14 protein-coding genes and 1 riboswitch are annotated in these 11,388 nt (G+C 63.4%); of the genes, 7 read left to right on the forward strand and 7 right to left on the reverse strand.

Translation table 11 applies throughout. From position 1 onward, the window contains the following. Positions 1–21: 21 nt before the first annotated feature. A complete protein-coding gene (locus tag ABI213_RS00675) occupies positions 22–576 on the reverse strand; it encodes a hypothetical protein (RefSeq protein ID WP_348025674.1) in 555 nt (184 codons plus the stop codon). 92 nt (positions 577–668) lie between these two features. Here ABI213_RS00675 and ABI213_RS00680 point away from each other — a divergent pair, with 92 nt between their 5' ends. From ABI213_RS00680 to ABI213_RS00705, 6 genes are all read left to right on the forward strand, one after another. Then, the gene (locus ABI213_RS00680) at positions 669–1,322 is read left to right on the forward strand and encodes a VTT domain-containing protein (RefSeq protein WP_348007308.1); all 654 of its coding nucleotides are present in this window, start codon (positions 669–671) and stop codon (positions 1,320–1,322) included. Positions 1,323–1,465: 143 nt separating this feature from the next. Beyond that, positions 1,466–1,563, forward strand: a riboswitch (TPP riboswitch). 46 nt (positions 1,564–1,609) lie between these two features. Continuing rightward, on the forward strand, positions 1,610–2,632 hold the full coding sequence (locus ABI213_RS00685; RefSeq protein ID WP_348007307.1) for a thiamine ABC transporter substrate-binding protein: 1,023 nt from the start codon (positions 1,610–1,612) through the stop codon (positions 2,630–2,632). Positions 2,633–2,717: 85 nt separating this feature from the next. Beyond that, positions 2,718–4,277, forward strand: a complete 1,560-nt coding sequence (locus ABI213_RS00690; RefSeq protein ID WP_348006801.1) for an iron ABC transporter permease — start codon at positions 2,718–2,720, stop codon at positions 4,275–4,277. Continuing rightward, the gene (locus ABI213_RS00695; RefSeq protein ID WP_348006800.1) at positions 4,270–4,914 is read left to right on the forward strand and encodes an ABC transporter ATP-binding protein; all 645 of its coding nucleotides are present in this window, start codon (positions 4,270–4,272) and stop codon (positions 4,912–4,914) included. The genes ABI213_RS00690 and ABI213_RS00695 overlap by 8 nt, the downstream gene beginning before the upstream one ends. Before the next feature lie 259 nt (positions 4,915–5,173). After that, positions 5,174–5,338, forward strand: a complete 165-nt coding sequence (locus tag ABI213_RS00700; protein WP_348006799.1) for a hypothetical protein — start codon at positions 5,174–5,176, stop codon at positions 5,336–5,338. Positions 5,339–5,531: 193 nt separating this feature from the next. After that, positions 5,532–5,738 carry a hypothetical protein gene (locus ABI213_RS00705; RefSeq protein ID WP_315184959.1) on the forward strand — a complete coding sequence of 69 codons (207 nt, stop codon included), beginning with the start codon at positions 5,532–5,534 and terminating at the stop codon, positions 5,736–5,738. Between the two features lie 38 nt (positions 5,739–5,776). Here the strand turns inward: ABI213_RS00705 and upp are convergent, their stop codons facing one another. The 5 genes from upp to ABI213_RS00730 form a co-directional block, all read right to left on the reverse strand. Next, positions 5,777–6,406 (reverse strand): uracil phosphoribosyltransferase, encoded by a 630-nt coding sequence (gene upp, locus ABI213_RS00710; protein ID WP_348006798.1) that lies wholly within the window; start codon positions 6,404–6,406, stop codon positions 5,777–5,779. Positions 6,407–6,422: 16 nt separating this feature from the next. Then, complete coding sequence (locus ABI213_RS00715; protein WP_348025675.1) at positions 6,423–7,700, reverse strand: URC4/urg3 family protein; 1,278 nt, start codon at positions 7,698–7,700, stop codon at positions 6,423–6,425. Continuing rightward, entirely contained in the window at positions 7,697–8,977 is a 1,281-nt protein-coding gene (locus ABI213_RS00720; RefSeq protein ID WP_348025677.1) for a GTP cyclohydrolase II, read from the reverse strand. Before ABI213_RS00720 ends, ABI213_RS00715 begins: the two co-directional genes overlap by 4 nt. A gap of 86 nt (positions 8,978–9,063) precedes the next feature. Next, the gene (locus ABI213_RS00725) at positions 9,064–9,453 is read right to left on the reverse strand and encodes a hypothetical protein (protein WP_348006990.1); all 390 of its coding nucleotides are present in this window, start codon (positions 9,451–9,453) and stop codon (positions 9,064–9,066) included. A 98-nt stretch (positions 9,454–9,551) separates the two neighbouring features. Beyond that, positions 9,552–10,277: a substrate binding domain-containing protein gene (locus ABI213_RS00730; RefSeq protein ID WP_348006991.1), complete on the reverse strand. Its 726-nt coding sequence runs from the start codon at positions 10,275–10,277 to the stop codon at positions 9,552–9,554. Positions 10,278–10,408: 131 nt separating this feature from the next. Here ABI213_RS00730 and ABI213_RS00735 point away from each other — a divergent pair, with 131 nt between their 5' ends. Then, positions 10,409–10,672: a DUF2798 domain-containing protein gene (locus tag ABI213_RS00735; protein WP_348006992.1), complete on the forward strand. Its 264-nt coding sequence runs from the start codon at positions 10,409–10,411 to the stop codon at positions 10,670–10,672. Between the two features lie 87 nt (positions 10,673–10,759). Here the strand turns inward: ABI213_RS00735 and ABI213_RS00740 are convergent. Further along, positions 10,760–11,388, reverse strand: a 629-nt coding sequence (locus tag ABI213_RS00740) for a helicase HerA-like domain-containing protein (protein ID WP_348025679.1), incomplete at its 5' end; no start/stop codon positions are given.

Here is an 11,388-nt window from a genome sequence, read left to right on the forward strand (position 1 = left end):
CATAGCGGGCTTCGGTCTCCATCAAGGGCGGGCAGTGAACAGGGAAGAGAGCAGGGCAGAGAGCAGGGCAGAGAGGGATAGGCCGCGGATTTGTAATTGTTCGTAAGCCAGTGCGCCCAATAGGGCCAGAAATAGCACCGCGGCCAGCATCCAGGGCGCGCGGCTGCGGCGGCGGGGTCGTGGCTGTGGGGGCAGGGGCGGCATGGTGTACGCGGGTTTGGCTGCGGCCGGAGCGGGTGCGGGTTGGGGTTTGGGTTTGCGGACGGGTGCCGGCGTAGATGGCATTACGGGTGCCGGTGTCGGTGCTGGTTTCGGGGCTAGCACTGGAACGGGCGCGGGCGCGGGCGCGGGTGCGGGTGCAGGTGCAGGTGCGGGCACCGGGGCTGCAGGCGGCGACACCACGGGTGCAGCTACTGGCTTGGCGAAAGGCATGGCGGCAGGTTTCGCCATGGCTTGCTCCAGCAGGGACATGCGTTGGGAAATGGGCGGGGCAGGGGGCAGGGCGGCGGCACAGTGGGTGCAGACGGTCGCATCACTGGCGTTCTCGGTTTTGCAGGCGGGGCAAAGGATGCTCATGTTTCGACTCGGGTAGATGGGTGCGGACCGGGGTAAGCCCTTTGGCGGCAATGTCACATGATGACAGCAGACACCCCCGATAATCGCGCCCTATGGACATTCTCATGCAACTTCTCGATTTCATTCTGCACCTTGACAAGCACCTGGAGGCCTTTGTGGTCAGCTACGGCCCCTGGGTCTATGCGCTGCTGTTTTTGATCATCTTCGTGGAGACCGGGGTGGTGGTGATGCCGTTTTTGCCCGGTGATTCAATGCTGTTTGTGGTGGGCGCCATGTGCGGCGTGGGGCTGATGTCGTACCCGATTGCCGTGGGCCTGCTGGTAGCGGCGGCCATCCTGGGCAACCAGTGCAACTACGCGATTGGCCGGTTTTTTGGCCCCAAGGTGTTCCAGTGGGAAAACTCGAAACTCTTCAACAAGCAGGCTTTCAACCAAGCCCATGCGTTTTATGAACGCTACGGCGGCGTGACCCTGGTGGCCGCACGCTTCATGCCCTTTGTGCGCACCTTTGCGCCTTTTGTGGCCGGGGTGGCACAAATGAACCGCGCCAAGTTCGCGTTCTTTGACGTGCTGGGCGGCCTGCTGTGGGTGGTGGGCATCGTCACCATTGGTTACTTTTTTGGTAATTTCCCCTGGGTCAAGCAGCATCTGGACAAAATTATCTGGGCCATGATTTTGATTCCGGGTGCCATCATCTTGCTGGGCGCGGTCAAGAGCCGCATATCTCGCAAAGTGCCTGGGGTATAGTGCCTAAATTTTAAGCGGCCTAAGCTTTGTTGATATAAATCAAATACTTAGCTTCCCTATACAAGTGCTTATCGGGGTTATCCACACGTTTATCCAGTGTTGGCAGGGAGAACTTTCCGCTGCTGGCCAACCACTACAATCCCATCCTTCACCGGGGGTGTCTGGACCAAAAAACAGACTGAGAAATACCCCATACCTGATCTGGGTCATGCCAGCGTAGGGAGCGTGATGGGGTCATCAGTGAGGGCCTTTTCATGCGTCCGCCGCTGGCGCATTGAAAGGCACACATGCTGCACCGTCGTACGTTTACCCTGGCCGCCACCGCGCTGGCCGCACTCGTCTCCCTTCCGGCGTTGGCCGAAGACACCCCGCTGCGGGTGCTGGTGCACAGCTCGTTCTCGCTACCCAAACCCCTGCTGGCCCAGTTCGAGGCCGAGTCCGGCGTCAAGCTCAGTCTGATCAAGGCGGGCGATGCGGGCGAGATGCTGAACAAGCTCATCCTCACCCGTGCCCAGCCCATCGCCGACCTGGTGTTTGGCCTGGACAACGCCCTGGTCGCCAAGGCCCAGGCCGCCAAGGTGCTGGAGCCCCTGCAATACAGCCAGGGTTCGGCCACCGCCCAGATCGGCGCGAATGTGGTGCCGGTGGACTATGGCTTCGTCAACCTCAACTTTGACAAGGCCGCCTTCGCCAAAAGTGGCCTGGCGCTGCCCAAAAGCCTGGAAGACTTGACTCTGCCTGCCTACCGCAACCTGTTGGTCGTCCCCAACCCCGCCACCTCCAGCCCGGGCTACGCCTTTTTGCTGGCCACCATTGCAGGCATGGGCGAAGAAAAAGCCTTTGACTGGTGGGCCCGTATGCGCGGCAACGGCGTGAAGGCGGTGAAGGGCTGGACCGAGGCCTACTACACCGAATTCAGCCGCAACGGCGGCAGCCGCCCGCTGGTCGTCAGCTACGCCAGCAGCCCAGCGGCCGAGGTTTTCTACAGCAAGGAAAAAATCACCGAATCGCCCACTGGCAACCTGTTCCTCAAGGGCGGGGTGTTCCGCCAGGTCGAGGGTGTGGCCCTGGTGGCTGGTGGCGGCCAGCGCGAGGCCGCGGGCAAATTCATCCGCTTCATGCGTTCCGGCGGTGTCCAAGAGGCATTGCAAACCAGCATGTGGATGTACCCCATCGAAGCCCATACCCCGCTGGCCGACGTGATGAAGCACGCCGTCGAACCCACCGCTTTTGACAGCCTACCCGCCGAGACGATTGCCGACAAAGGCACGGGCTGGGTGGCGCGCTGGACGCAGGTGGTGTTGAAGTAACCGCCAGGCCCTGTTAGAAATTTATATAAAAACAGCCTCCAGCGCAGGTTCTACCTGCGCGGGCAGCTAGTAAGTTTGTAGCACTATGGTTTCCCGCCGCCCGTGGCTCGCGCTCATCCCCCTGCTCAGCCTGGCCGTACTGCTGGTGGCCCCGGTGCTGCGATTGGCGTGGGAGGCCTGGTGGGGCGACTTGGCGACCTCAACCCCCACATCTCCATGGGCGCTATGGACCGACCCGTATCTGCGCTGGCGGGTGCTGTGGTCGGTGCTGCAAGCGGCTGCTACCTGCATTTCCGCACTGCTGCTGGGCCTGCCGGTGGCCTGGGTGCTGGCGCGCTGGGAGTTTGCGGGCCGTGGCCTAGTGCTGCGCCTGCTGATGCTGCCGTTTGTGGTGCCCACGCTGGTGGCGGCGCTGGGCGTGCTGGCGCTGTTCGGGCCGCGCGGTTTCTTTGCGGGTCTGCAACTGCAAGACACGCCCTGGTTGCTGCTGTACGGCAATTTGTTTTTCAACCTCTGCGTGGTGGTGCGCGCCGGGGTGGACGCGCTGGAGCACGTCAACGCACCGCGCGTGGCCGCCGCACGCACGCTGGGTGCTAGCCCGTGGCGGGCATTTTGGCGGGTGGAATGGCCGGCGATCTTGCCCTGGCTGGCCTCCAGCCTGTGCCTGGTGTTTTTGTACTGCTTTGCCGGGTTTGGCCTGGCGCTGGTGCTGGGCGGTCAGCGTTACGCCACGGTCGAGGTCGAGATCTACACCCTGGTCGCGCATGAACTGCAACTCGCCCCGGCCAGTCTGTTGGCGCTGTGGATGCTGCTGCTGACGGGCGCGGTGGCCTGGGGTTACGCGCTGATCGAAAAGCGCCTGGCCACGCCCACCCGCGTGCAGCCCATCGCCCGCCAGCGCCCCTGCCGCCCGGCGCACTGGCTGGGTGTTGCGGCGGCGTTGGCGGTGCTGGCCTTTTTCTGCGCCGCGCCGCTGGTGGCGATTGTGTGGCGGGCCGCGCATGCGGGCTGGGACACCTGGGCGCTGGTGGCCGACGCAGAAACCCTGGCCGCGCTGTGGAATACCCTGCGCTTTTCGGCCACCGCGCTGTTGCTGGCCACCGTGCTGGGCGTGTTGCACGCGCTGGCCGCGCAAAGCTCGGTGGCGATGCGTGCTGCCGCGTTTTTGCCGTTTGTGGTGTCGCCCATCACCGTGGCCTTTGGCCTGCTGCTGCTGTACCCGCAGTGGACCGCCAGCCTGCCACTGCTGCTGTGTGCCTATGCTGTGCTGGCCTATCCCTTCGTGGCCAAGTCGCTGGCTGCTGCACTCGACAGCGTGCCCGAACACCTGCCCCAGGCCGCCCGCAGCCTGGGGGCCAACCCTTGGCGTGTGTTCTGGCGCGTCACGTTGCCCATGGTGGCACCGGCGTTGCGCCGGGGCATGGCTTTCGCGGCGGCTACCGCGCTGGGTGAATTCGCCGTGACCTTGTTTTTATCCCGCCCTGAATGGGCCACGCTGACCACGCTAATTTACGCGCGCCTGGGGCGCCCCGGCGCGGCCAATGGCGACGCGGCGCTGGTGCTGGCCTGTGTGCTGATGGCGTTGGCGCTGGCCGCGTTTGCGTTGATCGAAGGCCCGCGCCGGGCGGAATCTCCCCATGCTTGAACTTCGAAATATCACCAAACACTACGGCCCGCGCCTGCTGGCTGACGACTTGAGCCTGCAAGTGGCAGAGGGCGAGATCGTCGCGCTGCTTGGCCCCTCGGGGAGCGGCAAAAGCACTTTGCTGAAAATTGCTGCCGGGCTGGAGGCGGCCGAGGCGGGCAGCGTCTGGTTCGACAGCAAAGACATCAGCCGCCAGCCCCCCGAGCGGCGCGGATTTGCGCTGATGTTCCAGGACTTTGCGCTGTTCCCGCACCTGGACGTACGGGACAACGTAGCCTTTGGCTTGGTCGAGCAGCGTGTCGCCAAGGCTCAGGCCCGCCAGCGCGCCGAGGCCTTGTTGGAGCGCTTTGGCCTGTCCAGCCACGCCCGCCACCGCGTGTGGACGCTGTCGGGCGGCGAACAGCAGCGCGTGGCCCTGGCCCGCGCCCTCATCACCGCGCCGCGTGCGCTGCTGCTGGACGAGCCGTTTTCCGCCCTGGATGCCGCGCTGCGCCTGGACCTGCAGGCCGAATTCCGCCAGCGCATCTTCGACGCCGGTATGGCCACGGTGTTGGTAACCCACGACGCAGCCGAAGCCAAGGCCATGGCCACCCGCGGCCTGCGGCTGGTGGCGGGGCGGCTGGAGCAGCTGTGGTGAATGCTACTGAATAAATAGCTGCCAGCGCTCGTGGAATATGCGCTGGAGGCCGATGTGGCTACCAATTCGTGGCACCTGGGCCTGGGTGGCCCATGGTGCGCTGGTGTTTTAGGTTTGCACCAATATGATGCAAAACCGTGTCTTATACCAAACAACAGTCGCTAATGTGCATTTTTTCGTGCACTGGCGCACCCTCGTTGTGCGATACTAGGGTATACCCTAAAAGCAGGGCACGCTTTTATCTCAGGACACTATGGCTATGCAAATTCTCTTTTTATTTTGGTTCTCCGCGCGCAATGCCGCTAACGCACTGGGCCGCCATCTGGACCAGCAAGACCAGCGCGGTGTAGACAACTACCTCGGCAAATCCCAGTCATTCGCCGATCTGGAATCCCGCGAACGCCATTGGCTGCAATCGCAATAGGCTAGGCACACCCCCAGGCTACAGAGCTTCGCTTCTTTCGCCAACCCCCTTGCTGGGGGCAACACCAGCAGCCTGGCAGAGCCAGTTCTGCGGTGTTCTGGAAGGAGAGCGCTGTGACCGTAAACGTGGCGGGTGGTCAGTTTCAATTTTTTAGTTTCAGGCACAGCGCCTACCCCTTTTTTGGAGTTTCACCATGCAAGCACTTTATTTCATCAAATCCCTGTTCGCCGTCGCACAGATCCAGTTTGCCCCCGGCGAACGCGTGAACCTGGTTCGCCGCGGCAGCATTGAGCGCACCGATGGCTACGTGTTGGCGCAGACCGACAAGGGCGTGCTGGTCGAATGGCCACGTGCCGGTTCCAGCCTGGTGAACTCGACGGACCTTACGGTTATCGTCTAAACACGTAAGCAGAAGGACTTAGGTAAGTCCTTGTCCGATTACTGGGTGCCGAAGATACGGTCGCCCGCATCGCCCAAGCCGGGCACGATGTAGCCATGGCTGTTGAGTTGGCGGTCGATGGCGGCGGTATAAATCGCTACATCGGGGTGCGCTGCTTGCAGAGCGGCCACGCCTTCGGGGCAGGTCAGCAGGCACACAAACTTGATCGACTTCGGGTTCAGCTCCTTGAGCCGCTCCACCGCCGCAATGGCCGAGTTGCCAGTGGCCAGCATCGGGTCGACGATGACCACATCGCGTTCATGCATGTCCTTGGGCATCTTGAAGTAGTACTCTACGGCTGTCAGCGTCTTGGGGTCGCGGTACAGGCCCACATGGCCGACACGTGCGCCCGGCACCACGCTAAGCATGCCCTCCAAAATGCCGTTGCCCGCGCGCAGGATGGACACAAACACCAGCTTCTTGCCGTCAATCACCTTGGCGGTCATGGTCTCCAGCGGGGTTTCGATCTCTACGTCTTGCATCGCCATGTCGCGCGTGACCTCGTAGGCCATCAGCGACGACAGTTCGTTGAGCAGGCGGCGGAAGGTGTTGGTGCTGGCATCCTTGCGGCGCATCAAGGTCAGCTTGTGTTGCACCAGCGGGTGGTTGATCAGGTGTACGTTGCTCATTTGCTTGTTCTCAAAGTTAAAACACGGTGCCATCGCTGGTGATGTTCATCGGTGGTGTGCCACCACGCAAGCGCTGGGCCAGTACCCGGCCTGCCGCCCAGGTGCCGCCCTCCAACACGCAGGCCAGGGGCATTTGTGCGGCTGTGAGGCCCAGCTCGGCGCGGACCAGCGGGGCCAGCTCGTCCAGCAGGGCGACGGTGAGGGCCCGCCATTCGACAATGCATTCGTCGCCTGCCGTCTGCGCCTGGGTGGCTAGCGCCGGGTTTTTCAATACCAGCACGCCGCCGTCCAGCAGCAGGCCGCCATTGCGGTACTCGGGCAGGCCGGTCAGCGCGTCCCGCCCGGTGACGGTCACGTCTGCCCATTCCAGCGGCTCCAGCAGCGAATAGGTGAGCCACTGCGACAGCTTGTGGAAGGGCATCCAGCCGGCAGATGCGCCCTCGCCGGGCACGGCGCTGTGCCGCCAGCAGTCGCCCAGAGCGATTTCACCGCCATCGTCAGTTTTAATAGCATTCTGTGCAGGCCAGATGGGCGACAGCGTGCTTAACAGTGCCCCAAGAATGTCGTGCGCCGCCACCGTGGGTTCTTCGGCATTGGTGGGCACCAGGTAGTCGAACAAGCGCCCCGGGCGGCACAGCCCGCCCGCACCGCCAAACACGTCGGGCTGCGCGGCGATGACTTCGCCCAGGCGGCGCAGCAAGGCGGCGCGGCCTTCCAGCCCGACCAGCGGGTTTTCTACGCCGACCTGGAAGGCATCGCCCAATTGGCGCGAGGTCAGGGCCTGCAAACCCAGCGCGTCGGCCTGGCAGGGTTGGGTGGGTTTGCTGGAAAACAGGCCCTTGGTGAAGGCGTTGAAGCTGGCCACACCCAGGCCTTCAGAGCGGCTGAGCTTTTGCCCGGTGCGCGGGTCGGTGTAGCTCCAGTCCGGGCCCGCGCCCGCGTCCAGCAGCACGCTGACGATGGCCAGGTCGATCTGCGCCCGGGCCCGCTTGGCCACCGACACCTTGCCCAGCTCTTCGGTCATCTGGTCGGTGCGGTTCACGCCGCCCGCCTCAAAATGCCGCCAGCGGCTGTGGTACGGGATGTCCAGGCTGGGGTAATTTTTGCGGGTGACTTCGGCCACCAGCTGCGCGGTGGGGGCCAGCGCGGCATCTACCACCGTGAAGTACGCCGACCCGCCTGCACGGGCGCGTGCCAGCAAGCCCTGGGCCCGCGTACGCACCGCTTTTGTAGAGCGTAATAGGGTGCTAGCGCTTATTGCATCTGCACGGGTAGCTATCAAATCCATAGTCATTCAGTCAATCCACGGCCTTTGGCCTTTTTAAGTTCTTCGGCATTGGGTACGGCACCGGGGGTGAAGTAACCCGCCGCCATTTTCGCGTCCATTTCCACCTGCGCATCGGCCGGGATCATGTGGTCGGGAATATTCACCCGCTGCACCACCTCGATACCGGCGCGGGTGATGGCGTCGTATTTCATGTTGCTCATCGACACCAGGCGGTGGATTTTGGTGATACCCAGCCAGTTCAGCACGTCGGGCATGAGTTCCTGGAAGCGCATGTCTTGCACCCCGGCCACGCACTCGGTGCGGTTGAAATACTGGTCGGCGGTGTCGCCACCGACTTGGCGTTTGCGGGCGTTGTAAACCAAAAATTTGGTGACTTCGCCTAAAGCCCGGCCTTCCTTGCGGAAGTAGCTCACCAGGCCCACGCCGCCACGCTGCGCGCCCTGGATGCATTCCTCGATGGCGTGCGTGAGGTAGGGGCGGCAGGTACAGATGTCGGAGCCGAACACGTCCGAGCCGTTGCACTCGTCGTGCACGCGGGCGGTGAGTTCTACCTCGGGATTCGCCAGGTCGCGCGGGTTGCCGAAGATGTAGGCGGTGAGCCCGCCAATGGGCGGCAAAAACACCTCCAGGTCGCTGCGGGTGACCAGTTCGGGGTACATGCCGCCGGTTTCCTCGAACAGCACGCGGCGCAGCTCGGCCTCGGTGCAGTTGAAGCGCTTGGCCACTTCGGGCAGGTACCACACGGGTTCCACCGCCACCTTGGTGACCATGGCCGCGCCGCTGGCGGTGAGGAATTTGCCGTCGGCCTTCAGGCGGCCGGACTGCAGCGCCTCAATCACCTCGGGCAGGATCACATGGGCTTGGGTTACAGCAATGGTGGGGCGGATGTCGTAGCCGGCCGCCAGCTCGGCCGCAAACACATCGGCAATCGTGGCGCCCCAGGGGTCCATGGCGACGATCCGGCCCGGCTCGCTCCACTGCGGGTAGGGGCCGATGATGTCGGTGGGCATGGTGTTGGTCAGGTCGGCTTTGTGCTTGGGCGACAGGCCGCCCGAGGCCACGGCCAGCGCGCGGTAAATGCTGTAGCTGCCGCTGTGCGTGCCGATCACATTGCGGTGGCTGCGCTTGGTGGTGGTGCCGACCACGGGGCCGCGCTCGGCGGCGGTGGCTGCGGCCCAGCGGATCGGTAGTGCGCCGTAGCCGCTGGCATGCGAGGTGAGGCGGATGTGGCTGGTTTGCGCGGGAGCCATGGAGCCAGTGGTGGTAGCGGTATCAGCGGGCATAAGAGTCCTCAAAAGGGGCAACACATTCCGTACATGCTATGCATTTTGCATGCGCAACGGCCTCTTATCAGCGATTCGTTCGGGATTCATTCGGGATTCTTGTGGGACTTGTCAAAGCGGCGCTCGGCCTCGCCCAGGCGGTGTATCAAAACATGCGACACCAGGTTGACCCCAATCCCCGCCAGCACCACCGGCAGCAGATACAAGGCCAGGGACACTTCGGATGCAAAAAAGTGGTCTTCTCGCGGATGCGGTACCACGGTGGCCCAGCTGTTGAGTTTTTGCAGCAGCACTACATCCAGCCCGGCCAGCAGAATCAGCACGATGCCAAACACCAGCACCGCCGGGCGCGAGATGACGCGCCGCACCAACAGGGTGGTGAATACGCCCACCGGCGCCAGGATGGAAAAAGCGATCAGCAGCCAAAAGCCGTATTCCGGCAGGTCGCTGACGGACGAGAAAAAGTTGAGATGCATGGCAAACATATCCAGAGCGGTGAAGGTTGACACGCCGCATTCTGGGTGGCCGCCTTTGGGTGCCGGTGTGGCTGCCGCAAAGCCTTTGTAAAGCGGTCCTAAGCCAACGGCCAGGTCGGCACGCGCAGCAACGGATGGTCTTGCAGTGCGTCGGCGATGAAGTCCACAAAGGCCCGCACTGCCGTGGGCAGATGTTCGCGGTCGCGGAAGCACACAAAATATTCCAGCGGTTCGGGATCGGCACGGGTGCGGGCACGGCCGCTGCCGGGTAGAAACAAGGGCTCGAGTTGCCCGGTGGCGATCAGCGGGTTAGCGATGAAGCTGCCCAGCCGGGTGATGCCGGCACCGGCAATTGCCAGCGCGGCCAGGGTATCGATGTCGTTGCACACGGCGGCCACCTGGATCGCCGGGGCAAACCGCGTGCCGTCGCGCAAAAACGGCCACTGCATCACCCGGCCATCCAGCGGCATGCGAAAAGCCAGGCAGGCGTGTTCGGCCAGGGCTTCGGGGGTGGTCGGGTTGCCATGCTGTTGCAGGTAGGCGGGGGATGCGCAAAACACCATGGGGGCGGTGGCAATACGCCGCGCCACCAAGCCGGGCTCCAGCACTTGGCGGTAGCGTATGCCCACGTCCACGTCTTCTTTGAGGTGGTCCACATTGCGGTCGGTCATCAGCAGCTCCACCTGGACCTGCGGGTAACGCGCCATGAAAGCGGGCACCAGCGGCGCGACTACGTGCCGACCAAAGGCCATGCTGCTCGACACCTTGAGCGGCCCTTGCACTGCACCTTGCAGGGCCGTCACCTCGGAACGTGCCGATGCCAACGCCCCCAAGATGGTGTTGACGCGCGCAAAGTAGGCTTGGCCCGCCGCCGTCAGCGCCTGCGACCGGGTGGTATGCGTCAGCAGGCGGCCTAAAGTTCAGACACTTTCAACCCCAAACGGATCGCACTTTTATGCCACTACCTTCCTCTGCCACCGCCCGAACTTCCTGGAAATTGCCGCGGCCGCTGACACCCTATGTGTTTGCTTTCTACATGGCTGGCATCATGGCGCTGCTGATGTGCGCGGTGATTGTGGCCGCCAACAGCGGCCTGGGCCCCCGCTACCTGGCGCAGGTGCTGGAGGCGTATGCGCTGGCCATGCCGGTGGCCTTTGTCTGCGTGATTTTTGTGCGCCCGCTGGTCGCACGCTTGGTGGCGTGTACCGTGCGGGTTTGATGCGCATTGCTACTTAATAAATAGCTGCCAGCGCAGGCACCACCTGAGCTGGAGGCTGATTTGTTATAAATCTGCCGCAACGGGGATTTAGCGCTTGCCGCCAAAGATGCCGCCCAGCACGCCGCGCAATATCTCTTGCCCGACCTTGGTGCCCATGGTGCGCACGGCGGACTTCATCATGGTCTGGGCCAGGCCGTCGTGCTTGCCGCCGCGTGGGCCGGTAGTGCCAAACAGAATGTCGTTCAAACCGCCCATCACCCCGCCCAGTGCGCTGGTCTCTGCGGCGGGTGGGGCCATGCCGGGCAGGCTGGGTGGGGTGGCGGGTGCCGCTGCGTTGGTGGCAGTGGTTTCGGTACGGCCTTTGAGCTTTTCGTAGGCCGATTCGCGGTCTACCAGCTTTTCGTACACGCCTGCCACCAGCGAATTGCCGATCAGGGCATGGCGCTGCTCTGGCGTGATGGGGCCGAGCTGGCTTCCGGGCGGCAGCACAAACACGCGTTCGGTGATGCTGGGGCGGCCTTTTTCGTCCAGCAGGCTGACCAGCGCTTCGCCCACGGCCAGCTCGGTGATGGCGGCTTCGATGTCCAGCCCGGGCTTTTGCCGCATGGTTTGCGCCGTGGCCTTGACGGCTTTTTGGTCGCGCGGTGTAAATGCGCGTAAGGCATGTTGCACCCGGTTACCCAATTGGGCCAGCACCGAATCCGGGATGTCCAGCG

The sequence above is a fragment of the Rhodoferax sp. genome (assembly GCF_039922535.1).
Lineage (GTDB): Bacteria > Pseudomonadota > Gammaproteobacteria > Burkholderiales > Burkholderiaceae_C > Rhodoferax_B.

Coding starts and splice junctions, on each gene's coding strand:
- ABI213_RS00675 (WP_348025674.1), bottom strand. CDS start 576: ATGAGCATCCTTTGCCCCGCCTGCAAAACCGAGAACGCCAGTGATGCG.
- ABI213_RS00680 (WP_348007308.1), top strand. CDS start 669: ATGGACATTCTCATGCAACTTCTCGATTTCATTCTGCACCTTGACAAG.
- ABI213_RS00685 (WP_348007307.1), top strand. CDS start 1,610: ATGCTGCACCGTCGTACGTTTACCCTGGCCGCCACCGCGCTGGCCGCA.
- ABI213_RS00690 (WP_348006801.1), top strand. CDS start 2,718: ATGGTTTCCCGCCGCCCGTGGCTCGCGCTCATCCCCCTGCTCAGCCTG.
- ABI213_RS00695 (WP_348006800.1), top strand. CDS start 4,270: ATGCTTGAACTTCGAAATATCACCAAACACTACGGCCCGCGCCTGCTG.
- ABI213_RS00700 (WP_348006799.1), top strand. CDS start 5,174: ATGCAAATTCTCTTTTTATTTTGGTTCTCCGCGCGCAATGCCGCTAAC.
- ABI213_RS00705 (WP_315184959.1), top strand. CDS start 5,532: ATGCAAGCACTTTATTTCATCAAATCCCTGTTCGCCGTCGCACAGATC.
- upp (WP_348006798.1), bottom strand. CDS start 6,406: ATGAGCAACGTACACCTGATCAACCACCCGCTGGTGCAACACAAGCTG.
- ABI213_RS00715 (WP_348025675.1), bottom strand. CDS start 7,700: ATGACTATGGATTTGATAGCTACCCGTGCAGATGCAATAAGCGCTAGC.
- ABI213_RS00720 (WP_348025677.1), bottom strand. CDS start 8,977: ATGCCCGCTGATACCGCTACCACCACTGGCTCCATGGCTCCCGCGCAA.
- ABI213_RS00725 (WP_348006990.1), bottom strand. CDS start 9,453: ATGCATCTCAACTTTTTCTCGTCCGTCAGCGACCTGCCGGAATACGGC.
- ABI213_RS00735 (WP_348006992.1), top strand. CDS start 10,409: ATGCCACTACCTTCCTCTGCCACCGCCCGAACTTCCTGGAAATTGCCG.